The 22170-nt window shown below is 59.8% G+C and carries 19 protein-coding genes and 1 pseudogene; 5 read left to right on the forward strand and 15 right to left on the reverse strand.

What is annotated here, in order from left to right:
* Positions 1-143: 143 nt before the first annotated feature.
* Positions 144-563, reverse strand: coding sequence for an SRPBCC family protein (locus AC6CIA_RS08285; protein WP_498311445.1), 420 nt, complete (start codon positions 561-563; stop codon positions 144-146).
* A 162-nt stretch (positions 564-725) separates the two neighbouring features.
* Entirely contained in the window at positions 726-1499 is a 774-nt protein-coding gene (locus AC6CIA_RS08290; RefSeq protein ID WP_498311446.1) for an L-iditol 2-dehydrogenase, read from the reverse strand.
* Positions 1500-1776: 277 nt separating this feature from the next.
* Here AC6CIA_RS08290 and AC6CIA_RS08295 point away from each other — a divergent pair, with 277 nt between their 5' ends.
* Complete coding sequence (locus AC6CIA_RS08295) at positions 1777-2724, forward strand: helix-turn-helix domain-containing protein (protein ID WP_498311447.1); 948 nt, start codon at positions 1777-1779, stop codon at positions 2722-2724.
* Here the strand turns inward: AC6CIA_RS08295 and AC6CIA_RS08300 are convergent.
* Positions 2694-2860, reverse strand: a pseudogene (locus tag AC6CIA_RS08300) (aminoglycoside phosphotransferase family protein); the annotation flags it as partial. The gene AC6CIA_RS08295 and the pseudogene AC6CIA_RS08300 sit on opposite strands and share 31 nt — an antisense overlap.
* Before the next feature lie 396 nt (positions 2861-3256).
* Here AC6CIA_RS08300 and AC6CIA_RS08305 point away from each other — a divergent pair.
* Entirely contained in the window at positions 3257-3532 is a 276-nt protein-coding gene (locus AC6CIA_RS08305) for a hypothetical protein (protein ID WP_498311448.1), read from the forward strand.
* A 44-nt stretch (positions 3533-3576) separates the two neighbouring features.
* Here AC6CIA_RS08305 and AC6CIA_RS08310 read toward each other — a convergent pair whose 3' ends face one another.
* The 3 genes from AC6CIA_RS08310 to AC6CIA_RS08320 all read right to left on the reverse strand — a co-directional run bounded on the left by AC6CIA_RS08310 (position 3577) and on the right by AC6CIA_RS08320 (position 4793).
* Positions 3577-3747, reverse strand: a complete 171-nt coding sequence (locus AC6CIA_RS08310) for a metallothionein (RefSeq protein WP_084380072.1) — start codon at positions 3745-3747, stop codon at positions 3577-3579.
* 86 nt (positions 3748-3833) lie between these two features.
* Complete coding sequence (locus tag AC6CIA_RS08315; RefSeq protein ID WP_498311449.1) at positions 3834-4292, reverse strand: DMT family transporter; 459 nt, start codon at positions 4290-4292, stop codon at positions 3834-3836.
* 3 nt (positions 4293-4295) lie between these two features.
* Positions 4296-4793 carry a DMT family transporter gene (locus AC6CIA_RS08320; RefSeq protein WP_498311450.1) on the reverse strand — a complete coding sequence of 166 codons (498 nt, stop codon included), beginning with the start codon at positions 4791-4793 and terminating at the stop codon, positions 4296-4298.
* Positions 4794-4908: 115 nt separating this feature from the next.
* Here AC6CIA_RS08320 and AC6CIA_RS08325 point away from each other — a divergent pair, with 115 nt between their 5' ends.
* Positions 4909-5841 (forward strand): LysR family transcriptional regulator, encoded by a 933-nt coding sequence (locus AC6CIA_RS08325; protein ID WP_498311518.1) that lies wholly within the window; start codon positions 4909-4911, stop codon positions 5839-5841.
* 1 nt (position 5842) lies between these two features.
* Here the strand turns inward: AC6CIA_RS08325 and AC6CIA_RS08330 are convergent, their stop codons facing one another.
* Both AC6CIA_RS08330 and AC6CIA_RS08335 read right to left on the reverse strand, forming a co-directional pair.
* On the reverse strand, positions 5843-7162 hold the full coding sequence (locus tag AC6CIA_RS08330; protein ID WP_498311451.1) for an Nramp family divalent metal transporter: 1320 nt from the start codon (positions 7160-7162) through the stop codon (positions 5843-5845).
* A 38-nt stretch (positions 7163-7200) separates the two neighbouring features.
* On the reverse strand, positions 7201-8757 hold the full coding sequence (locus tag AC6CIA_RS08335; protein WP_498311452.1) for a DUF726 domain-containing protein: 1557 nt from the start codon (positions 8755-8757) through the stop codon (positions 7201-7203).
* 319 nt (positions 8758-9076) lie between these two features.
* On the opposite strand from AC6CIA_RS08335, the gene AC6CIA_RS08340 reads away from it, so the two are divergent.
* Positions 9077-10885: a monovalent cation:proton antiporter-2 (CPA2) family protein gene (locus AC6CIA_RS08340; protein ID WP_498311453.1), complete on the forward strand. Its 1809-nt coding sequence runs from the start codon at positions 9077-9079 to the stop codon at positions 10883-10885.
* Between the two features lie 72 nt (positions 10886-10957).
* A complete protein-coding gene (locus AC6CIA_RS08345) occupies positions 10958-11539 on the forward strand; it encodes a DcrB/PsbP domain-containing protein (RefSeq protein ID WP_498311454.1) in 582 nt (193 codons plus the stop codon).
* A 5-nt stretch (positions 11540-11544) separates the two neighbouring features.
* Here the strand turns inward: AC6CIA_RS08345 and cobF are convergent, their stop codons facing one another.
* The 7 genes from cobF to AC6CIA_RS08380 all read right to left on the reverse strand — a co-directional run bounded on the left by cobF (position 11545) and on the right by AC6CIA_RS08380 (position 22055).
* Entirely contained in the window at positions 11545-12303 is a 759-nt protein-coding gene (cobF, locus tag AC6CIA_RS08350; RefSeq protein ID WP_498311455.1) for a precorrin-6A synthase (deacetylating), read from the reverse strand.
* A 47-nt stretch (positions 12304-12350) separates the two neighbouring features.
* On the reverse strand, positions 12351-12917 hold the full coding sequence (locus AC6CIA_RS08355; RefSeq protein WP_498311519.1) for a histidine phosphatase family protein: 567 nt from the start codon (positions 12915-12917) through the stop codon (positions 12351-12353).
* Between the two features lie 117 nt (positions 12918-13034).
* Positions 13035-13502, reverse strand: coding sequence for a chemotaxis protein CheY (locus tag AC6CIA_RS08360; protein WP_498311456.1), 468 nt, complete (start codon positions 13500-13502; stop codon positions 13035-13037).
* Positions 13503-13647: 145 nt separating this feature from the next.
* Positions 13648-17286, reverse strand: a complete 3639-nt coding sequence (locus AC6CIA_RS08365; protein ID WP_498311457.1) for a transporter substrate-binding domain-containing protein — start codon at positions 17284-17286, stop codon at positions 13648-13650.
* A 1-nt stretch (position 17287) separates the two neighbouring features.
* Entirely contained in the window at positions 17288-17914 is a 627-nt protein-coding gene (locus tag AC6CIA_RS08370) for a response regulator (RefSeq protein WP_498311458.1), read from the reverse strand.
* Positions 17915-18243: 329 nt separating this feature from the next.
* Positions 18244-18960 (reverse strand): MgtC/SapB family protein, encoded by a 717-nt coding sequence (locus AC6CIA_RS08375; RefSeq protein WP_498311459.1) that lies wholly within the window; start codon positions 18958-18960, stop codon positions 18244-18246.
* Between the two features lie 1757 nt (positions 18961-20717).
* On the reverse strand, positions 20718-22055 hold the full coding sequence (locus AC6CIA_RS08380; protein ID WP_498311460.1) for a lysine N(6)-hydroxylase/L-ornithine N(5)-oxygenase family protein: 1338 nt from the start codon (positions 22053-22055) through the stop codon (positions 20718-20720).
* Positions 22056-22170 lie beyond the last annotated feature (115 nt).

Below are 22170 nucleotides of genomic sequence, written 5' to 3' on the forward strand. Positions count from 1 at the left end.
CGCAAAAATTTCTCAAATAAGAAAGATTACCAATCGCGCAAACGATGACAGTAAAACGATGGCGGGGCAAGGGTCAAAGCCAAGTCGGCTGAACAGGCGTCAGCCGCTAGCCGCTGTCGAGCCCCCGTTCGACGCTACCGAGGTCAATGGTCTGGGAAATTCCCGCGCAACGCTTCCAGGCCACCGCTGTAGACAACAGCAAACAACGCTTCCACGGTTTCATCCGTCACCCCGTTCTGCGGCGTAAACACACCGGACCAGGTGACTTTTGCCGAGCTTTCGGTCAGGGCTTCCACCTGCAAGGTGGCCAGGTACGCGCTTACCGGAAACGGTGACACCTCGATGGTGTAGCTGTAGGTGCGCGCCACGTTATCAAAGGTCTGCAGACGTTCCACAATCACCCCACCGTCGGCGGTTTGCAGATGACGTACGCGACCGCCCTCCGCGGGTTCACTCTTGGAGATAAGCGGCAGCCAGTCCGGCAGCGAGTTGAAGCCACCGACCAATTGCCAGACCTGTTCGGCCGAGACCGGGATTTCAATTACAGAAGATGCTGTTGCCATGGAAGCCTCCAGAAAAGTAGTCAGATCGCCATCCCGCAATACCAATGCGCTGATGCAATGTACGCCACCCGACTCGCCGCCGGCGCGGAAAAATACCGGGCTGATTGGCCAGACGCGCTGCCGAGCAGTCTTGAGACCGGTATTTTCAACGATCGTTTGGTCTCAACTCAGCCAATTCCCACCATCCACGTTATAGGTCTGCGCCACCACGTAATCGGCCTCTTTGGAGGCAAGAAAAATCGCCATTCCGGTAAGGTCCTGGGCGGTGCCCATCCGCCCGTACGGCACCTCGGCACCGACCCGCCTCTTCTTCTCGCCCAACGGCAGCCCTTCGTGCTTGGCAAACAATGCATCTACACCATCCCAATGCTCGCCATCCACCACGCCCGGGGCGATAGCATTCACATTGATCCCATGCTTGATCAGGTCCAGCCCGGCCGATTGCGTGAGGCTGATCAACGCCGCCTTGCTCGCGCAATACACCGCGACCAACGCCTCGCCCCGGCGCCCGGCCTGGCTGGCCATATTGATGACCTTGCCGCCATGGCCCTGGCGGATCATCTGCCGGGCGGCGGCTTGCAGGGTGAACAGGCTGCCAGCGACGTTGATCGAGAACAGACGCTCGAAACTCTCCCGGCTGATGTCGACAATCGGCGCCAGGTCGAACAGCGCCGCATTGTTGATCAGGATGTCGAGCTTGCCAGCCCGGGCAACCACGCTGGCAATCGCGGCGTCGATGGAAACTTGATCGGTCACGTCCATCGCTACCGCATAAGCCTGCGGGCCGAGTTGTGCTGCGCAGGCCTGAGCGCTTTGCAGGTTGATGTCGGCGATAGCCACAGTCGCCCCTTCGTCGATATAGGCCTGGGCAAAGGCTCGGCCGATGCCACGCGCAGACCCGGTGATCAGTGCGCTTTTACCTTGCAGTCGTTTCATTGAATGCTCATCCGCCTAGAAAAGTGATGATGTCGAATAATCCCTGCCGTTCTCCACGCCGCGACGTGGGTTGCGGGCGGTTTTGCGTTGTTCACGGATCGATTACAGCAGCTTGGCCTGGACCGGACAAACCCGTGGCGGATGTCGCCCCGGTACTTTTTTAACCGCCGGCCCCAGATCAAAAAAGTATCAGTCGCGGGTAAAAACGCTGCTAGCCGCCGGCCGCCGAATACGCGTATTTTGGTGTGATTCCAAGACCCAACAAGGGCTTAACCCCATGCCAGACAGCCGCAGCGCCCTGTTCGAGCAACGTCCCGCCGAGCTGGAGGTGATTCTTCCTGAACCCGAGCATGGCTTTCGCTGGTACGAACACGACTATCCCTATGCGCTCGCCCGCTGGAATCATCACCCTGAATTTGAAATCCACCTGATCCGCCAAGGCAGCGGCAAATTGGTGGCGGGCGACTATATCGGCGGGTTTGGCGCCGGCCATGTCGCGCTGATCGGCCCCGACCTGCCCCACGACTGGATCGGCGACCTGGCGCCCGGTGAATACCTGACAGGGCGCGATGTGGTCCTGCAGTTCGATGGCGCAGCGCTGTTGGGGTTACGCGGTACGCTGCCGGAGCTGGGGGATTTACAGGGGTTGTTTGAATGCGCCCGACGCGGCCTTGAATTCACCGGTGAAACCGCGCTGCGCGCCGCCGAGTTGCTTGAAGCGATTGGATTGGCGCAAGGCTTGAATCGCTTGATCCTGTTTATGCAATTACTGCAAACCCTGGCGCAGGCACCGGCACCGCACAGTCATATCCTGGCCAGCGCCTGTTACACCCCGAGCCTGGATGCCCGCAGCTGCGAACGCATTCACACAGCATTCGATTACCTGATGACAGAACTGACCGGCGATCTGCGCCTGTCGGTCATCGCCCAGCGTTTGAACATGAGCGAGCCAGGCTTTTCACGCTTCTTCAAGCGCGTCACCGGTCACGGTTTTATTGATCTGATGCGCAAGTTCCGGGTCCAGCGCGCGTGTCGGTTGTTACTGCAAACTGAAATGTCGGTGGCCGATATCTGTTTTGAAGTGGGCTACGCCAATCTGTCCAACTTCAACCGGCACTTTCGTATCGAAATGCACCAGACCCCCAGCGAATATCGACGGGAAACCGCGCTGTACCTGTTCCAGCGCAACGGTCATCAGGCGTTGCCATTTACCAAGGCCCGTTGAGCCAGGCGCGCCACGGCCAGGTCGTCATCCGCGCAATCGCGTTCACCGTCCTCCAGGAACCAGGCAGCCTGCAAATCAGGTTGACGTAGTCATAGCCTCGTTCGCCCATCACTCGTTTAGGATCGATGGCCAGCCAGCGTTACTTGCAGAACGGCGGCAACTGGCAGGCTTGAGCTCCGCCCCTCACCCTCTCCCAAAGGGCGTAGGTATTTACACAATTTTGCCTCAACGCTTAAATCCAAGCAGACAGGGCGGTTGTGGCGAGCGGGCTTGCCATAATGCCGTTCAGTTAAGAGCAAATAGCGGCCACTGTAGGCGCTCCCCTGCTCCTACAAAAACCTTAACTGAACGACATTAGGGCTTGCCACAAGGACATTCGTCAGTTTCTGCACGTTGTGTAGATAGCTATGCCCGAAGGGAAAGGGAACTGAGCGAAGTGTGCTGATCCGAATGAATTTCTACCGGGTCCGGGGATCACTTAAGGACACAAGGAGGGCCGGCGCGCCCTGGGTTCGGTGAGGGGATTATCAAGATGAACGACAGACAAGCGGTGCATGGCAAAGCACGGATCGACTACACCCAGGACACCTTGTTCGGACCTTTGGCCAAGCACGCGGAATGCCAGGTGAGCTTGCTTGAGGAGGCGCCGGGTAGCCTGGTGTTGCAGGTATTTCAGCCGTTTCCCGACGACCTTCAAGACGCACAAACGGTAGTGTTCGCCCTGGAGGGGCGCCGGACCAGCGGCGTAGTGCGTGCAACCCGGCGCCTGGCCGACGCTAGCCTCAGGCTCGCGCTGGAACCCCAATAGACCGCGACTCAGGGAGCTGGCGTGCCAGCCCCCCATTCTCGCGTTTAGCCATGAGCTGACTTGGCGCATTCACAGCCGGTCGCCGAAGCACACGGCTCGCCATGCGCATGCTGGTCGGCACAGCCCTGGCAGCAATAGCCCTTGCCGTCTTTCTGCACGGCGTCTTGCCCTAACACACAGTTGCAGTGCGGGCAGGCACAGGTTGGATCTGGCATGTTCAGACTCCTTTTCATGGTCGTCCCGGTGCGGCGGTCGCCAGCACCTTAAGCAGTGACTGCTGGCCAAGCCAGTAGGTTCAACCTCATTGGTCGGCCCGTCGGCTGTTGCTGCGGTACATGAACACCAGCGCTAGCGCCAGGCACAGCATTGCCAATATGCGGCTGCCAGAGAGCTCAATGGACGGGTTGCCCAACCAACCGAAGTTATCGATCAACATCCCCATGCCCAATTGCCCGACGATCACCGCGACCGTCGCCACTGCCGTGCCCACGACAGGCACCGCGCCCACCATCACGATCATGTACACCACGCCAAACAGCGCTCCAGTCAGTTGCCATTTGGGCACCTGCAACAGGCTGACGGTGTGGGCCGGCTCGAAAAACACAATCAACAGCCCGGTCACCACAGTGCCCACCGCAAATGTCAGCAGACTGCTGCGCAGCACACCGACGGTCTGTCCCAGGCGACCGTTGATCGCCGCTTGCACGCTCAATACCGCGCCCGCGGCGACCACCAGCATCAACAGAAAAATCAGATTCATCGTTTAACCCCGTGAAATCAGAACAAGCGCCACCACAATCAACAACAGCGCGATCCAGCGTTCGCCGTTGACCCGCTTGCGCGCGCCGCCGAACCAACCAAAGTGATCGATCAATACGCTTTTGCCGACCTGGCCCGAGAGAATCGCGATCATGGTCATGGCGATACCGATATGCGGCGTGGCCAAGGTCAGCACCACCACATACATCGGCCCCAGGAACCCGCCGATCAATTGCCAGCGTGGCAATTCAGTCAACGCCGGACCTTTTTGCGGGCCGCTCAATAACAGCAGCAGAAGCAGAATGGCCGCGCCGACGCCGAAGATACTCAAGGTGGCCCACAAGTGCCCGACCTGCTCGCCCAAAGGCCCGAGCAATCCGGCTTCCACCGACAACCCCATGCCGGCAAGGATGACCAGGGGCAAGAGTAAAAGCCTGAGGAGGGTGTGCGGTTTTGCCGGCGTCGGGGCCTGCGCCGCCGCGTCAATCGAAGAAGTCTGCATATACACCTGCGTGTCAGAGAAGAACCATGGCGCGCATTATCCGCTGGCACTGCTGTGCGATAAATGGGAGCATGCGGACAACACTTTTGCGCAATACGCACAGCATGGAGACCCGATGCAGGGCTTGAACGAGTTGAGTTTCAAGGCGCTACGCCTGTTTGTCGCGGTGCTGGACTACGGCAGCTTCTCCGAAGTCGCTCGTCGCGAAGGCTTGGCGCCCTCCTCCATCTCCCGGCAGATCCAGTTGATGGAGCAGGCGCTGAGGCAGCAATTGCTGTATCGCCACACCCGTGCCGTCAGCCCCACCGAAGCCGGGCGTTTGTTGGGCCAGCATGCGCGCGTGGTGTTGCAACAACTGGAAGAAGCCGGGCAGGCCCTGCAGGAACAGGAGCGTGAACCCAGCGGCCTGGTCAGGATCAACGCGCCGATGGTCTTCGGCCAGCGCCACTTGTCACCGTGGCTGGCGCCACTGTGTGAGCGCTATCCCAAGTTGCAGTTGGATATCCAGCAAACCGACACCTTCGTCGATCCACTGCAAGAAGGTGCGGACCTGTTGTTTCGGATCGGCGTGCTCAACGATTCCGGTATGCAAGCACGTATTTTCGCCCCTCAGCGGTACCGCATCGCCGCCAGCCCGGATTATCTCGCACGGCGTGGCACGCCACGGCATCCCGATGAGCTGGTCAACCACCAATGCCTGGCCTACAAAGGCGTCAATGGCCAGCAGCGCTGGTTTTTCCGCCGCGCCCCGGGCGACTGGACGCCCTACTCCGTCAAAGGTCCGATCACCGGCAACCACGCCGATACCCTCGCTCGCGCCGCCGAACAAGGCTTGGGGTTTGTGGTGTTTCCTTCCTGGTTGATTGGCGAAAGCCTGCGGGCTGGAACCTTGCGCGCGGTACTGACCGAGTATGAAGTGGCAACCACCCTGGAGCCCCAACAAATCGCCGCCCTGTGGCCGGGCAGCCGACGCTTGTCGGTGAAGGTACGCACGGTCATCGATTACTTTGTCGAGACGTTCGGAGCGGTGCCGTACTGGGATCGCTGAATCAGAACAGCCATTGGCCAATCAACCAGGCATTCGCCCCGCTGATCACCGCGAACAGCATCCACACCAGCAGACGCGTGTGCAGACGGTTTGCAAAAGGTCCCATCAGTTGCTTGTCACTGGTCATGCGAATCAATGGATACAGGGCAAACGGCAACTGCAGGCTAAGCACCACCTGGCTGAGAACCAGCAACTTGCCGATGGCGTCATCGCCCATCAACCACACCCCGAGAAACGCCGGGATCAGCGCCAGCCCGCGTGTGATCAGGCGCCGTTGCCAGCAGGGAATCCGCAGATTGAGATAGCCTTCCATGATCACTTGGCCGGCAATGGTGCCGGTGAAGGTTGAGCTCTGGCCGGACGCCAGCAAGGCAATGCCGAACAGCACGCTGGCAAACGCACCGCCGACCAGCGGATCCAGCAAATGGTAAGCGTCCTGGATTTCCACCACGTCGGTATGGCCGGTCTGGTGAAACGCCGCCGCCGCCAATACCAGAATCGCGGCATTGACCAGCAACGCCAGGGCCAGCGAGCCGATGGTGTCGATCCGCGCCAGCTTGACCGCATCCTGGCGACTGGCCAAATCCTTGCCGAACAACCGGGTCTGCACGATTGAACTGTGCAGATACAGATTATGCGGCATCACCGTGGCGCCCAGGATACCGATAGCCAGGTACAGCGGCGCGGCATCGCTGATGGCCGACAGTGACGGCGTGAAACCACGGAACACAGCGGGCCAATAGGGCTTGATCAACACCAGTTCGACAAAGAAACACACGCCGATGGTCGCCACCAGCGCCAGCATGATCGCTTCCAGACGGCGGAAACCACGGTTTTGCAGGGCCAGGATCAACAGCGTGTCAAACGCGGTGAGCACAATGCCGGTGGTCAAGGACACCCCGAGCAACAGGTGAAACGCCAGGGCGCAGCCGAGGACTTCGGCCAGGTCGGTGGCGATGATCGAGATTTCCGCGAGCCCCCATTGCAGGCGCGACGAACGCTTGCTGTAGCGTTCGCGGCACAATTGCGCCAGATCCTTGCCGGTCGCAATCCCCAGGCGCGAACACAGGCATTGCACCGCCATTCCCGCCAGGCTGGCCAACAACACCACGAACAACAGGCTGTAGCCGTAGCGTGATCCGGCCTCGATGGCCGTGGCCCAGTTGCCGGGGTCCATGTAGCCGATGGAGACCAACAAGCCTGGGCCCGCGAACTTCAACACGCGCTTGAAAAACGAAGCGCTGGCATCGACAGCGATGGTACCGGCGACTTCCGGCGGACAAAACGGCGCAGTAGCGATTTTCGGCAGACTGAATTTCACGCGGGGCACTCGGCAGACACACTCGACAGGCGCGCAGCTTAGCAGTCGGACGCGACCGTGCGCATCACCGTCTCCCGAGGCAGATCAAACGCCTCGACGACTTTCACCACCAGGTCCATTTCCTGATTCAACGCCTCCCGTTCCAGGCGCTGACGAATCACCCCCAGCACCAGCACCGCCAACGTCGTGATGGAGTACGCCGGCCCGGAAAAGGCGCGCACCCCGCTCACCACTAGCATCGCCGCCGCCAACGCCTGGCCCACCAGCGGAATCGCGGTGGCCGCGCCACGGCGCAGGATAAAGCCGGTCAAGCCGGCGAGCGCGGTGCCACTCAAGGCGGTTGTCGCCGTGCGCCCGACATCGAACCGATTGAAGAAACCCTGTTCCTTCTGCGCCGCGGCCTTGAGCTCCGCGTCGAAGGCCTGCCGGTCAGCCTGGCTGAGTTTGTCCTTGTATTGCTCGATCAACCGCTCGGCGACCTGGGCTTCCAGATCCGCCAGCGCCACCTTGTCGAGGGGCTGGTCGAACTTGATCCCCAGCCGCTGCGCCACATCCTGGGCCATTTCCCGATAGCTGATGCCATGCCCGCGTGCCAGGTTCATAAAGCTGTCGCCGCCCATGCGCTGCAGCTCGATAGCCAACTTCAGCGGCTCGCGTACCGTGGCGTCGATTGCCGCGCTGCGTTTCTGCGCCATCAATTCGGCGAGGAACTTCAACTCTTCCGGCCGCGCCTGCACCAGCAACGGAAACAGGTCGATGTCGTCCTCGGCAAAGCGGACTTCGCTGCTGCGCTGATCGGCGCGAATCATGCCGCGACGCTCCTGCAACAGGTCGGTGTATTGCACCACCGTTTTCAACTGAGGCCAGTAGGCAGCATGGTCGAAGGTGGCCAGATGCACATTCGCCACTTTGGCCTTGAGCGCCGGGGTGACGGGGATCGCGTAGCGACCGATGCAGCGCTCGCTGTCCGGCTTGAGCGCCAGCGCCCAGTCCTTGCTGGAGTGACAGTTGATCACCCGGCCCTTGAGGGGCGCCGAAACTTCATCCCATGGGCTGGAAGTGCAAATTGCGCCGCCCATCAACAGCAGATTGTTCAACGGCAACTCTCGGGCCGTTTCGGGAGTCGCCAACAGGCTCTTGACCAGAATCCGCGCGCCCAGGGAATGGCCGATCAGGTTGATCCGCTGTACGTCAATGGATTCGCGATGCAGATAATTGGCCAGCTCAGGCAGCAGGCTCTTCGCCACCTCGTCGACCCGCGCCTCGACACTTTTGTAATGGTCGAGGAAATAAGCAATTGCCTTGCCCAGGCCGATCGTCGCCGCGCCCAGGGTGCCGCCGCCGAGCATCGAACCGATCACGTCCTTGAACGGAGCGAACAGGTTTTCCAGGAAATGCCCCGCCGGCCAGAACAGCATCAGGTTGGTCGAACCTTCGATGCTCGCCAGTTGGTGCTTGAAGTTGCCCAACTGTTGCTGATTGAAGAACGCCGAATAACCGTGAACGTAGAGATTGAGCACCTCCCCTTGGGGTTCGCCACACAGGACGAACGTGGGCTTGCGGGTGCGGTGCATTTCCTCCCACTGGTGTTGCATGAGGCGCTGACTCCTGGACGATGGAGGCCGATAGTAGCAAAGGGTGAGCACCGAGACCGTGAAAAATCCACTACCCGTGGCGAGGGGGCTTGTCCCCCGTTGGGCTGCGCAGCAGCCCCAATAAAGAGGAATGCGGCGTATCAGGCATTCCTCAGCGGCTGGTTTGGGGCTGCTGCGCAGCCCAACGGGGGCGATACGGCGCTCCGGCAAGCCCCCTCGCCACAGGAGGGCGGTTCTTCGCAAAAAATTCAGATTCCCCCAATGCAAAAAAGCGCTCTAATAGCGCCCTGTTGATTCGCTAAAAACCCTGGAGTAAGCGATGCCCCATGAAGGCAACCTGTTACAAGCAGCCGTGGTTTTCCTGTTTGCCGCCGTGCTCACCGTGCCCCTGGCCAAGCGTCTGCAACTGGGGGCCGTACTCGGCTATTTGCTGGCCGGTGTGATCATCGGTCCCTCGGTGCTGGGATTGGTGGGCAACCCGCAGAGTGTTGCGCAGTTTTCCGAGCTGGGTGTGGTGTTGCTGTTGTTCATCATCGGTCTTGAACTGTCGCCAAAACGCCTGTGGGTAATGCGCAAGGCGGTGTTCGGCGTCGGTCTGGCCCAGGTGCTGTCGACCGCGATGGTGATGGGCGCTGTGGCCCTCTGGGCGTTTGACCAGTCGTGGAACAGCGCGATCGTGCTGGGCCTGGGTCTGGCGCTGTCCTCCACCGCCTTTGGCCTGCAAAGCCTGGCTGAACGCAAGGAGCTGAACAGCCCTCACGGGCGCCTGGCCTTCGCCATTTTGCTGTTTCAGGACATCGCGGCTATTCCGTTGATCGCCATGGTGCCGCTGCTGGCCGGCAGCGATCACACCACCACCGCCGCCCAGGACCTGAACCATGGGCTGCAGGTATTGGGCAGTATCGCGGTGGTGGTCATCGGCGGTCGCTACCTGTTGCGCCCGGTGTTTCGCATCGTCGCCAAGACCGGCCTGCGCGAAGTGTCCACTGCCACCGCGCTGCTGGTAGTGATTGGTACCGCCTGGCTGATGGAACTGGTGGGTGTGTCCATGGCTCTCGGCGCATTCCTCGCGGGCTTGCTGCTGGCCGATTCGGAATACCGCCACGAACTGGAATCCCAGATCGAACCGTTCAAGGGCCTGCTGCTGGGGCTGTTTTTTATCAGCGTCGGCATGGGCGCCAATATCAGTCTGTTGTTCAGCACACCTTTCGTGGTGCTGGGGCTGACGCTATTGCTGATCGGCATCAAGTTGCCACTCCTGTATGGCGTGGGCCAGATGGTCGGCGAGTTGAACCGCGAAAGCGCGCTGCGCCTGGGTGTCGTACTGGCCGCAGGCGGGGAATTCGCCTTCGTGGTGTTCAAGATCGGACGCGATCAGGGCCTGTTCGAGCCGCACCTGTATGACATTCTGGTGCTGGCCATTACCTTGTCCATGGCCCTGACACCCTTGCTGTTGCTGCTGTGCCCGAAATTGTTCAAGGCCAAGAGCAAACCGGTGGAGGTGCCAGAAGAGTACCGCGCCATCGACAGTGATGCGCCACGGGTGGTCATCGCCGGGATGGGCCGCATGGGGCAGATCGTCGCGCGGATCCTGCGGGCACAGAACATCCCGTTTATCGCCCTCGACACGTCGGTGGAAACCATCGAGCTGACGCGCAGTTTTGGTGATATGCCGGTGTTCTATGGCGACCCTCAGCGTCCGGAAATCCTGCATGCGGCGAAGGTCGATCAAGCGGAGTACTTCGTGATCGCCATGGATGATCCCGAAATCAACATCAAGACCGCCGAGCTGGTGCGCAATCTCTACCCGCACATGAAGATCATCGCTCGCGCCCGAAATCGCCAGCACGTGCATCGCCTGGTGGACCTGGACGCCGCGCCGGTGCGGGAAACCTTCTATTCCAGCCTGGAAATGAGCCGGCAGACCCTGGTCGGCCTGGGCCTGAGCCAGGCCCAGGCCGACGCCCGGATCAACCGCTTCAAGCTTCACGACCTGCACCTGCTGGCGGCCCAACACGCGGTGTACGACGACGCCGCCAAGGTGATGCAGTCTGCCCAGGAAGCCCGCGCTGAACTGGCGCGTTTGTTTGAGATGGACCGCCTCGAGGAAGAGTCCAACAAGGCCTGAGGGGAGAGATGAACGAATTTGCGAATTTTCTGACAGAATACGCCGCAAATTCGTTCTTTTCTGGAGAGCTTCATGGCCACCCTCAGCAAAACCGCTGCCTTTCTGGCCCTCGCGCTGACCGCCGGCTTCGGCGCCAGCCACGCGGTAGCGGCCACCAAGCCCGCCGCGCAGAAAGCCGCCAGCCAAACCATCTCCACCCTGGACGGCAAGTTCACTTTCCACCTGCCAAACGCCTATATCGCCGACGCCCTGCCCTCAGGTGACGAAGCGCAGGGCACCGCCGGCACTCACGGCACGATGTACACCAATCAGGCCGGTAAAAGCGTGGTGATCGTGGCCGAAACGGTGCGCAATGACGGCATCACTATCAAGGACAACGACTCACAGTTTCTCGATGGCGCCGTGGCCGGTTTCATCAAGGACCAAAGCGCCGCGTTGCCTGACTTCAAGCAGCAGAAAGAGCGAAAACTGACGATCAAGGGCCTGGGTCTGCGCCAAGTAGACAGCACCGCGACCATGGGCGGCGGCAAGACGTTGAACTCAACCTTCCTGGCCGGTTCGGGTGATCGCTTGCTGGTGATCCAGGCCATTTCCCGCGCCGATGATGCGAAGGGTCACGGCCTGTTGGTGAAACAGATTACCGGCGGCAAGTAGCGGTCCTAGGGCTTGCGCAACAGATAAGTGTCCATGATCCAGCCATTGGCCTGGCGCGCGGCCTTGCGTACCCGCTCGATTTCCTCGGCCACCTCCGCCACCTTGCCGCTGATCAGAATTTCGTCCGGCGTGCCGAGATAAGCGCCCCAATAGATGTCCATGTCCTGATCGGCGACGCTGCGGTAGGAATCCTCGGCATCCAGCATCACGACTAGCGTGTCGGCATCGCTCGCCTGCCCCGCTGCCAACCGGCGCCCAGTGGTGATTTCAATCGAGCGCCCGATGCGGTTCAACGGCACTTTATGCTGGGCGGCCAGCGCCTGGACGCTGGTGATGCCGGGAATGACCTCAAACTCGAACGCGCAGCGACCACTGGCGAGAATCGCCTGCAAGATGCGAATGGTGCTGTCATACAACGCCGGATCGCCCCAGGCCAGAAACGCCCCCACTTCACCCTCGGCCAACTCCTCGTTGATCATTCGCTCAAACGTCTGTTGTTTGTCCCGATTGAGATCCTGGACGGCAGCGGTGTAGTCGATCTCACCGCGCACTCGCTCGGGGCAATCGGCTTCAACGAATCGATAAGCATGATCGGCATTGATATAGGTCGCGCAGATTTCCCGGCGCAGGTCGATCAGCTTGTCCTTGCTCTGGCCCTTGTCCATCAGGAAAAACACATCGGTACGGTTCAGCGCCTTCACCGCCTGCATCGTGATGTAGTCAGGGTTGCCGGCGCCAATGCCGATGATCAGGATTTTCTTCATGACGGAGTTCTCAATGCGGGGGGCGGATTCTGCCATGTTCACGCGGGTCAGGTCTCGCGCGTGTCCAGGCGCAGGCGCCATACGTGGTTGAAGCGCAGCTCGGTGGAGGACAGCGGCTCCACATCGATCCTGTTGAACTGCGCGGGCGGGCATTGCATGACGTGCAACAACGCGGCGCGGATGATAAAGGGATGAGTGACCGCCAGCACATGCCCCGGCGTGCGTTCCAGCGACTGTAACCACTGCCCGACCCGCTCGCATAGCTGCGAAAGCGATTCGCCGCCATGGGGCGCGACCGTGGGATCGGTCAACCAGGCCTGTAACGCCTCGGGCTCGGCCTGTTGAATCTGCTCGATTGCCACGCCACGCCAGCGGCCCAGGTCGCAATCGCGCAGCGCCTCTTCAACCGTGGCTTCGCGGCTAAACAAGGTTGCGGTCTGCCGGGTCCGGGTTTCTGGTCCACACAGCACCCGTGGCAGGTGCTTGAAGCGCGGAGAGAAAGACTGCGCCGCGTTCTGCCAGTCCATTTCCAACGGCTCATCAAGTGCAAAACAACCGCGCTTTTGAGCACGGGTGCCGGCATGACAAATCAGGGTCAAGCGGGTGGCTTGCATCATCAGTCGCTCGAGCCTCAAGAGGGAAAAACGCCACCGGCAAAGCGGGCTCGATATATTACAGCGATCCCCAACGCGCCAGGTAGAGCATCTCGACCGCTACCCGGCGGAGGTCGACTACTTCCACCCCGTCACATTTTTATGGCGAACCCTCTTGCTTCGCGCAGGCTTGCGGGCCAGTTCCCGTAGCCACGGCAAGACCCGCAGGCCAGACGTCGGCGAGGGCGGGTCGATGATCTCCATGAAGTGCTCGAGGGTAATGCTGTCCGGCGAACCCGGCAACCGCATCAGCGCCGACTGCGTCAGGGTGATGCTCGGCCCCAGTTTCTGATCGTCGTAGACCAGCACGTGGCGCACCCGCGGGTGCTGTCGCAGCGTCAGGCTCCCGCCAGCCGCGACCAGGCCGGCATTGATGATCAGCACATCAAAAGGCTCGGCCGGTATGTCGATGAGGATTCGCACTTCTTCGAAGCTCTGCACCGGAACGATACGGTGGTAACCCAGCAGGTTGAGCATTTTTTCGATATACAGCCGTTGCAGGTGATGTTCGTCGGCAATCAGGAGGGTCAATGAGGCGTTTGGCATGATAAACCCTGAGCAAGCAGCGCTCGCGAAAGGAGAAGAGTGGCCTACTTTTCCAGACATATCTCGACGACAAAATCAGCGTTGTACCTACTTGATGTAGGAGTTATCCCAAAGCTCCAATCCGCCCTCCTGAATGGCAAACCACTCAAGCGCTGTGGCAATAGCCCGCCAAGGTCTGATGCAGGGAATCAATGGCGTCGCGCATCTCGCCGACTGCCGTGACCAATGCGTGAGGATCACGCTGTTCGCTCGCCCACTCCAACGCCTCGCAGCAACTTATCAAGGTCCGAGCATCGACCAGGCGGGCCCCGCCCTTGGTTCTGTGAGCCAGGTTATGCAACTCGGCGTAGTCCTTTTTATCCAGCAAGATCGCCAGTTGCGAGCGGTCGGTTTCCAGGCTGGCAAGCAACGGCGTGAGCAATTCCTTGAGGGCGTCGAGGTCGTCGCCCGTCAACTTCATCAACCGACTTAAATCGACCCCTGAACTTGACCCGGACACCACGCGCTCGCGGACTGACGGCGTGGCGGTGCGTAAAGCCAGCGCGGCATGCAAATCCTCAAGCCCCGTGGGCTTGAACAAGCAGCCGTTCATGCCCGCCTGCAGGCAGCGTTCGGTTTCTTCCGGTTGAGCATTGGCGGTGAAACCCAGCAGCAGGCAGGGTGGCAAGCCGCGAGCCTGTTCATCGGCACGAATGTCCCGGGCCAGTTCATAGCCATTTTTCAACGGCATATTGCAGTCGGTGATCACCCCGTCGAAGCGCTCGGCACGCCATCGTTCCAGCCCCTGCTCGCCATCATCGGCAGTGCTGATCCGATGCCCCAGAAAGCTCAGTTGCCGAGCGAGCAGCAGGCGGTTGGCGGGATAGTCGTCTACCACGAGGATATTCAGCACATGGGCTGGCGGCGCCTCCAACGGCGCAAGTTCGGCCCGGACGAAGTTTGACTCGGCCACCGCCAGCGCCAGCGTCACTTCTACCCGCGTGCCCTGCCCGACGACACTTTTCAATTTCAACTGGCCGCCCATCATTTCGCACAGGTTGCGGCTGATCACCAGCCCGAGGCCAGAACCGCTGCGGGCCGATTGCTCGGTATTACGACCTTGCATAAAGGGGTTGAACAGGTGCTTCTGGTCCTCGTCGCTGATACCGATCCCCGTGTCCTCCACCAACAGACGCAGGCTCAGGTAACCGTTGGCGGTCGTGGGCGAGCCACTGGCGCTCAATCGCACCTGGCCGCTGGAGGTGAACTTGATGGCGTTGCTCAACAGATTGGAGACCACCTGCTTGAACCGCAGCGGATCAATCAGTACATGGCGATCGATCAACGGCTCAAGCTCGACCCGCAGCGTCAGCCCCTTGGCCCGCGCCAACCCTTCGAAAATCCGCGCCACGGACGCGAGCAGTTCACGCAGGTTCGAAGGCTCGAGTGTCAAGGACAGGTGGCCGGACTCGATACGGGCGATGTCGAGAATATCGCCAATCAATTCCAACATGCCTCGGGAAGCGTCGGAGGCCACTTCCAGCGCATCGTGATCAATCCGCCCCTGCTCGGCATTTTTCAGCGCCAGTTCGATCATGCCGATCACGGCGTTCATTGGCGTGCGGATCTCGTGGCTCATGGTCGCCAGGAACGTCGTCTTGGCGCGGTTGGCAGCGTCGGCATCTTCCTTGGCTGCCTGCAATTGCGCGAGCAAATGCTGGCGCTCGCTCACATCCACCCAGCCGGCAATCATGCCCACGACCTTTTCGTCACCGTCACGGTACGGCAGCATCCAGTGGTAGATGGTCAAGGTCAATCCGCCCGGCGCCTTGAGCACACGGTCGTGAATCTGCGGCTCGCCCCGTTCCATCAGGCGTAAATAGTCTTGATGGTAGGACTGGGCCTGGGGCAGATTACCGGTATCAGTCTCGACCACGGTCTTGCCGATCACCTCTTCGAGCTTGAAGCCGAATACATCCAGGTAGGCATTGTTGCAGGCCATCAAGCGTCCCATGCGGTCACGCACGTAAATCGGATGGGGTGTGCCATCGATCAATACGCTCATGAACCGCATCTGGTCGCTCAGCGCACGTTCGGCCTGGGTACGCTTGCGAATCAGGCTGCGCAGGTACATCGCCCAACCCAAGGTGATCAGCAGCAGCAGCGCCGCCAGCACGAACCCCTGGATGATGGTGGTCCGGTTGCGGAGCCAGTAGCTGTCGTCAATGACCACTTCATTGCGCCAGTGATTGGCCAACTCATCCATTTCCTGCGGGGTGATACTCAACAGTGCCTTGTCGAGGATCGAGAACAACTCCAACTGGCTACGGTTGACGCCGAAGGAGATCCGCGCCGGCAAGGGACCGACGGTGCTGGTCACGCGCAAACGGTCGCGGTACTCGTGGGTAATGATGTAGCGCGCCATGATCAGTGCGTTGACCGCGGCGTCAGCTTCCCCGGTTGCCACCATCGCCAAGCCCTGGGCAGTGTTATCCACCTCCGTTATCGCAATATCGGGGTAGTTGCGGGCGATACTGCCACGCAGGGCATTGCCGCCGATCAGCACCAGGCGCTTGTCGGCCATGTCTTCAAGGGTGTTCGGCGCCCCCTCTTCGTTGCGCGTGACCAGCACGAAGGGGCTGGTCAGGTACGGTCGGGTAAAGCGGATTTTGTCTTCACGCTCAACGCTTGGGGTAACCACCGCCACCATGTCGATGTCGCCCGCGCCAGCCTGGTCGACCTGAATCGGCAACGAACTGCCGCGCATCACGTCAAACTTCAAGCCGGTCCGCAGACTGATCTGCGCCAGTACTTCGGCGCTCATGCCGACAAACTGGCCTTTCTGGTTGAAAAATGACAGGGGCAGGAGTTTGTCACTGACCGCCACTTTCACTACGGGATGCTTGTCCAGCCAGCGCTGCTCACTGGCGCTGAAGCGCAGGCGATCCCGGCCGGCGAAGCCGAGATTGCCGGCGCTCCAGCGCCGCAGGATTTCCATCTGCTCGCTGGCCGGGATCGCCGCCAGGGCAGCGTTGACAATGCGCAGCAACCGCGCGTTGTCCCGATCCAGCGCGAACGCAAAAGGGCTGACTTCCATGCTCGAAAAATCAGCCATGCGCACGTTATTCAGATAGTTTTTTGTGATCAGGTAGTTGGCGCTGATCGCATCGCCCAGATAAACGTCCGCCTGGCCGAATGCCACGGCGCCGATCGCCTCGATCGTCGAAGGGAACAGTTGCAGCGACGCCTCGGGATAGAACGCAGCCACCGTCTCCGGCTGCATGTAGTGAGACAGCATGGCCAGCCGCTTGCCGGCCAGGTCGGCCGGAAGAGCCTGGCCTTCGCCAATACGCGTCACCAGCGTCGGCTGGTCATTGGCGTAGGAACGCGACAATATCAGTTGCCGGTCACCCGCCTCATACCCATTGGACGATCCCAGCAGGTCTATCTCGCCGCGCTTGAGCGCCGCGATCACCTCGTCTCGGTCGCTGTAGCGGCGCACCTGGACCGTGACGTTCAACAGTTGAGCAAGCAGCGCGGCGTAATCGGCCGTGATCCCCTGCAGCTCGTCGTTATTGTTCACCAGATCGAACGGCGCGTATTCCGGGGTAGACACCCCCAACAACAACGTGCGGCGCTCGCGCAGCCAATGCCAATCGGCTCCATCCAGTTTGAGGTGCGCCTCTTCAAGGCTGGAATGGCCCAGCAGGCGCATCGGCTGGGGTTCGCCACGGGCCCCATCCACGGTGAGTGACAGGCCCGCCAGACAGATTGCCGCGAACCACTTCCCAAGAGGCGCCGGCATGTCAGATCAGATGGTTGCGCTGAGCGAACTTGGATAAATGTACGACGGATGACATGCGCAGCTTTTCCTTCAACCGGGTTTTATAGGTGCTGATGGTTTTGTGGCTCAACAGCATGTCTTCGGCAATCTGATTGTTGCCCAAGCCCAGCGCGAGCTTTTGCAGGACCGTCAACTCCCGGTCTGAAAGCGCTGCCACCAACTCCTGCTCGGTGGTCTGCAAGTCATCTCGGCGCACGGAGCTGGTGGGTAGGCTGGGAAAGCAACTGTAATTGGACATGACGGCTTTTATGGCCTTCTGCAACTCATCCAGCTCGCCGGTCTTCGCGACGAACCCCATTGCACCGGCACGCATGCAACGGGCCGAAAAAAACACCGCCAGATACGAGGTCAGCACCAGGATTTTGCACGGCAAGCCAAGTCCCTTGATCCGGCTGATGACCTCCAACCCACCCAACTTCGGCATCGCCAGATCCAGAATGACCAGGTCTGGCCGTTCTTCCCTGACGATTTGCATCGCATCAGCGCCATTACTGGCTTCGAAAATCGGCTCGAAGCCTTCCTGGCGCAGCAAGTATTTGACGGTTGCACGAATGAACGGATGATCATCCACTATTAACGCTTTGCTCATGCGACTCCCCTGGGAAGGCACCACGACTGGTTGACTGCTTCACTGGCGGCTCATCGTTTCCTCAAGACGCCAATACCCTTACATACCGCACAGAGCTCAAGCACCTGTGAGAAATCACAGTTCCGACGAGCGGTACTCCGTAGCCGGGAACGACGAAAATGCGCCTGGCCCTGTGCGTTAAACAGCAGCACCGTCAATAGTGACTAGCCGCAGCGGCGCAACCTTAACAACGGAAGGATGCCGTGACCGAAGGGAATGTCCGGCAGCTTTGTAGGATTAATCCTCATCTCGTCATGAACAAAAAATGCCGTCTTGCACCGGGAGTCGATTCAGTCGGTGGTACTGGGGCTCCAGAAGGCTTGCACCACCAGGCTCGATTGGGAGATTCGCGCGACCAGGGCATCCAGCTCGTCACCGTCGACGGAAGTCACCGCCAGCGTCGCCTCGACTTCCACTTCATCATTGCCAAAGGGCCGCACATCGACATCACTAGCAGGATAGTTGCAGCGCGCCAGTTCCGCCTCCAACAACGCCAGGACGGCCTTTTGCTGAGTACGATGGGTGATCACATAGAGGATGTTGGTGACTTCGGCGGACACTACGTCCAGAGGCTGGCGATTGATGTTATTGACGATAGGCCGCAACAGGGTGTTGGCCGCCAGGACAAACAGCGTGCCCAGCAAGGCTTCAAGGATCAGGTCGGCACCGGCGCACGCACCCACGGCCGCCGAGGCCCACAGGGTGGCGGCGGTATTGAGCCCGCGCACATTGCCCTCCTCGCGCATGATGACCCCGGCCCCGAGAAAACCGATGCCGGACACCACGTACGCCACCACCCGTATTGCGCCTTCGGCGCCACCGAGACGGTTGGCCATGTCGACAAAAATCGCCGCGCCCACGGCTACCAACACATTAGTCCGGAGCCCGGCCGTGCGTTGGCGATATTGCCGCTCATAGCCAATCAGCCCACCGAGGATGAATGCGGCGCTGAGACTGACCAGCGTATCGATCAAGGAGTCGAGGTTGATGTTGTTGATGGCTTGCATGAAATACGTCCCTTTGTGACCTGCGGGATCCGCAACAGGCATGCTTGATTCAGCGACGGCAACCCAGGGGTCACGGGCTGTTGGGCATCAAGCCAAGGGGACTTCGGGACAGGACCAGAACTGGCCGCTGCCGGAATGCCGCCTCTCGCTTTATCAGCGAGATAACGGCGGGAAAATGCGCGTTAACTTGCCGAAAATATGCCGTTGACCGTGACCGGCCGACCACTGTGGCTCGAACAAGTACCCATTGAGGGGCTCCGCTATTGATGAAAACGCGCGAAGTTTACGTTGGGCTTTCAGGAGAGTAAATCGTCGGGAGGATTCTGGGCGGGGAAATAAGAGGGTTCTTCAGGAAGGGTTCAGGGCGGGAGGGATCTGCCAACGAAGTGAAACCATTGAGAGAGTTGCCGAGCTTAAAAAGTGCGGCGTTGGCCGTAAGATAATGGACAGTCTTGAGGACCACCCCTCACCCTAACCCTCTCCCGGAGGGAGAGGGAACCGACCGAAGTGTGCCGAGAAAATGGGCGACCTGAAAAACTGTTTTGAGTGTGGATTCAAAGCCGATCTTTCAGGTCGCAAGGTATCTGAAAATATCCCCCATTCAGTTCCTTATCCCCTTTGGGCATGGCCCGGAGGGAGAGGCAACCGACCGAAGTGTGCCGAGAAAATGGGCAACCTGAAAAACCGTTTTGAGTGTGGATTCAACGCCGATCTTTCAGGTCGCAAAATATCTGAAATATCCCCCATTCAGTTCCTTATCCCCTTTGGGCATGGCCCGGAGGGAGAGGCAACCGACCGAAGTGTGCCGAGAAAATGGACGACCTGAAAAACCGTTTTGAGTGTGGATTCAACGCCGATCTTCCAGGTCGCAAAATATCTGAAATATCCCCCATTCAGTTCCTTCTCCCCTTTGGGCATGGCCCGGAGGGAGAGGCAACCGGCCGAAGTGTGCCGAGAAAATGGGCGACCTGAAAAACCGTTTTGAGTGTGGATTCAACGCCGATCTTCCAGGTCGCAAAATATCTGAAATATCCCCCATTCAGTTCCTTCTCCCCTTTGGGCATGGCCCGGAGGGAGAGGCAACCGACCGAAGTGTGCCGAGAAAATGGGCGACCTGAAAAACCGTTTTGAGTGTGGATTCAACGCCGATCTTCCAGGTCGCAAAATATCTGAAATATCCCCCATTCAGTTCCTTATCCCCTTTGGGCATGGCCCGGAGGGAGAGGCAACCGACCGAAGTGTGCCGAGAAAATGGACGACCTGAAAAACCGTTTTGAGTGTGGATTCAACGCCGATCTTCCAGGTCGCAAAATATCTGAAATATCCCCCATTCAGTTCCTTCTCCCCTTTGGGCATGGCCCGGAGGGAGAGGGAACCGACCGAAGTGTGCCGAGAAAATGGACGACCTGAAAAACCGTTTTGAGTGTAGATTCAACGCCGATCTTCCAGGTCGCAAAATATCTGAAATATCCCCCATTCAGTTCCTTCTCCCCTTTGGGGAGAGGGTTAGGGTGAGGGGTGGATCTCAAGCCAGACACTGCAAGCACTATCCCTTGCAGATCAAAAAAGCGCCTCAGCTTGCTGCATGACAGCACCCGCACGCCCACAAGCGAGGCGCCGTCTTCTGTATGAGCGAGGGGGCGCTTCGGGGTGCCAGATTGCCCGCGTCATCGTTAACGGCCTTCGCGAGCAAGCTCGCTCCTACAGGTGGTGAAGGCGTTCACACCAATCTGCTTAGCTGATTTCAGGCACCCCTTTCAGCTGGCGGTAGCAAGCAACACATCGCGCACCGGGCGACCCTGTCCACGGCTACGGTCATGCTCATGCAACGAAGCGGCAATCTCATCCGCCCGAATCGGCAGGATCGACAGCAAGGTATCGCTCAAACCATGGCTCGCCTGGCTGAAGCCCTGCATGTAAATGCCGGCCTTGCAGCGCTCATCCGTCACCACGCGATAGTCGCGAGTCACTTCAAAATCCCCCATGTACGCCTCGAGCGGCGCCAGCAACTGGCGGTGCATCTGGCGTTCATACCCGGTGGCCAGGACCACCGCGTCGTAATGGTTGATCACGGTTTCACCGGTGGCGTTATGCCGCACCAGCAACTCTATACCCAATGGCCCGGCGCTGGCTTTTTCCACCGTGGTCAGGGTCCGGAATGCATGACGGGCGATACCTGAGACTTTCTGACGATAAAAAATCCCGTAGATACGCTCGATCAGATCCAGGTCCACCACCGAGTAGTTGGTGTTGTGATACTCGTTGACCAGACGCTCGCGCTCACTGCTGGCTTGCTGGAAGACCAGGTCAGTGAACTCCGGGGAAAACACTTCGTTGACGAACGGACTGTCATCGGCGGGCTTGAGGGCCGAGCCGCGCAGGATCATGTCCACCTGTACCGAAGGGAAGCTGTCATTGAGGTCGATAAAGGCTTCTGCGGCACTCTGCCCTCCCCCAATGATCGCAACGCGCATCGGCTTGTTCTCGACACACGGCTGCTCGGCCATCCGCGCCAGATATTGCGAGTGGTGAAACACGCGCCCGTCATCCTTGAGCGCCTTGAAGGCCTCGGGAATCCGTGGCGTGCCACCCGCACTGACAACCACCGAACGCGTGGTGCGCACCAGTTGTTCGCCGTGGGCATCGCGTGAAATCACCCGCAGCGCCTCGACCTGCTGTTGCTGCAGGATCGGCTCGATGGCCAGCACTTCCTCGCCATAGCGGCTCTGCTCGGCAAACTGCCCGGCGACCCAACGCAGGTAGTCGTTGAACTCCATGCGGCACGGGTAGAACGTGCCCAGGTTGATGAAGTCCACCAGGCGCCCGTGGACCTTGAGGTAATTGACGAATGAGTAAGGGCTGGTGGGATTGCGCAGGGTCACCAGGTCCTTGAGGAAGGAAATCTGCAATTCACTCTGGCTCACCAGGGTGTTGCCGTGCCAGCGGTAGTCGGCCTGCTTGTCGAGAAACAGTACATCGAGCTTGCCCTGGGCTTTCTCGCGCTCCTGCAGGGCGATGGCCAACGCCAGGTTCGAAGGACCAAAACCAATACCGATCAGGTCGTGAACCGCGGGCGATGCAATTGCCTGTGTCATTCCAGTGTCCTCTGGATAAGCCCCGTGGCAGTGGGGCGAAAAAGCCTGGGCGACCTGCTGAACAACAGGTCATGTGTTGATAGGAGACGAGGACAATGAAAAAAAATTTAAGCAG

Source organism: Pseudomonas sp. GQ91 (genome assembly GCF_059758795.1).

Bases quoted from the DNA above. Each gene is read 5' to 3' on its own strand.
- AC6CIA_RS08285 (WP_498311445.1), bottom strand. From the start codon at position 563: ATGGCAACAGCATCTTCTGTAATTGAAATCCCGGTCTCGGCCGAACAG.
- AC6CIA_RS08290 (WP_498311446.1), bottom strand. From the start codon at position 1,499: ATGAAACGACTGCAAGGTAAAAGCGCACTGATCACCGGGTCTGCGCGT.
- AC6CIA_RS08295 (WP_498311447.1), top strand. From the start codon at position 1,777: ATGCCAGACAGCCGCAGCGCCCTGTTCGAGCAACGTCCCGCCGAGCTG.
- AC6CIA_RS08305 (WP_498311448.1), top strand. From the start codon at position 3,257: ATGAACGACAGACAAGCGGTGCATGGCAAAGCACGGATCGACTACACC.
- AC6CIA_RS08310 (WP_084380072.1), bottom strand. From the start codon at position 3,747: ATGCCAGATCCAACCTGTGCCTGCCCGCACTGCAACTGTGTGTTAGGG.
- AC6CIA_RS08315 (WP_498311449.1), bottom strand. From the start codon at position 4,292: ATGAATCTGATTTTTCTGTTGATGCTGGTGGTCGCCGCGGGCGCGGTA.
- AC6CIA_RS08320 (WP_498311450.1), bottom strand. From the start codon at position 4,793: ATGCAGACTTCTTCGATTGACGCGGCGGCGCAGGCCCCGACGCCGGCA.
- AC6CIA_RS08325 (WP_498311518.1), top strand. From the start codon at position 4,909: ATGCAGGGCTTGAACGAGTTGAGTTTCAAGGCGCTACGCCTGTTTGTC.
- AC6CIA_RS08335 (WP_498311452.1), bottom strand. From the start codon at position 8,757: ATGCAACACCAGTGGGAGGAAATGCACCGCACCCGCAAGCCCACGTTC.
- AC6CIA_RS08340 (WP_498311453.1), top strand. From the start codon at position 9,077: ATGCCCCATGAAGGCAACCTGTTACAAGCAGCCGTGGTTTTCCTGTTT.
- AC6CIA_RS08345 (WP_498311454.1), top strand. From the start codon at position 10,958: ATGGCCACCCTCAGCAAAACCGCTGCCTTTCTGGCCCTCGCGCTGACC.
- cobF (WP_498311455.1), bottom strand. From the start codon at position 12,303: ATGAAGAAAATCCTGATCATCGGCATTGGCGCCGGCAACCCTGACTAC.
- AC6CIA_RS08355 (WP_498311519.1), bottom strand. From the start codon at position 12,917: ATGCAAGCCACCCGCTTGACCCTGATTTGTCATGCCGGCACCCGTGCT.
- AC6CIA_RS08360 (WP_498311456.1), bottom strand. From the start codon at position 13,502: ATGCCAAACGCCTCATTGACCCTCCTGATTGCCGACGAACATCACCTG.
- AC6CIA_RS08365 (WP_498311457.1), bottom strand. From the start codon at position 17,286: ATGCCGGCGCCTCTTGGGAAGTGGTTCGCGGCAATCTGTCTGGCGGGC.
- AC6CIA_RS08370 (WP_498311458.1), bottom strand. From the start codon at position 17,914: ATGAGCAAAGCGTTAATAGTGGATGATCATCCGTTCATTCGTGCAACC.
- AC6CIA_RS08375 (WP_498311459.1), bottom strand. From the start codon at position 18,960: ATGCAAGCCATCAACAACATCAACCTCGACTCCTTGATCGATACGCTG.
- AC6CIA_RS08380 (WP_498311460.1), bottom strand. From the start codon at position 22,055: ATGACACAGGCAATTGCATCGCCCGCGGTTCACGACCTGATCGGTATT.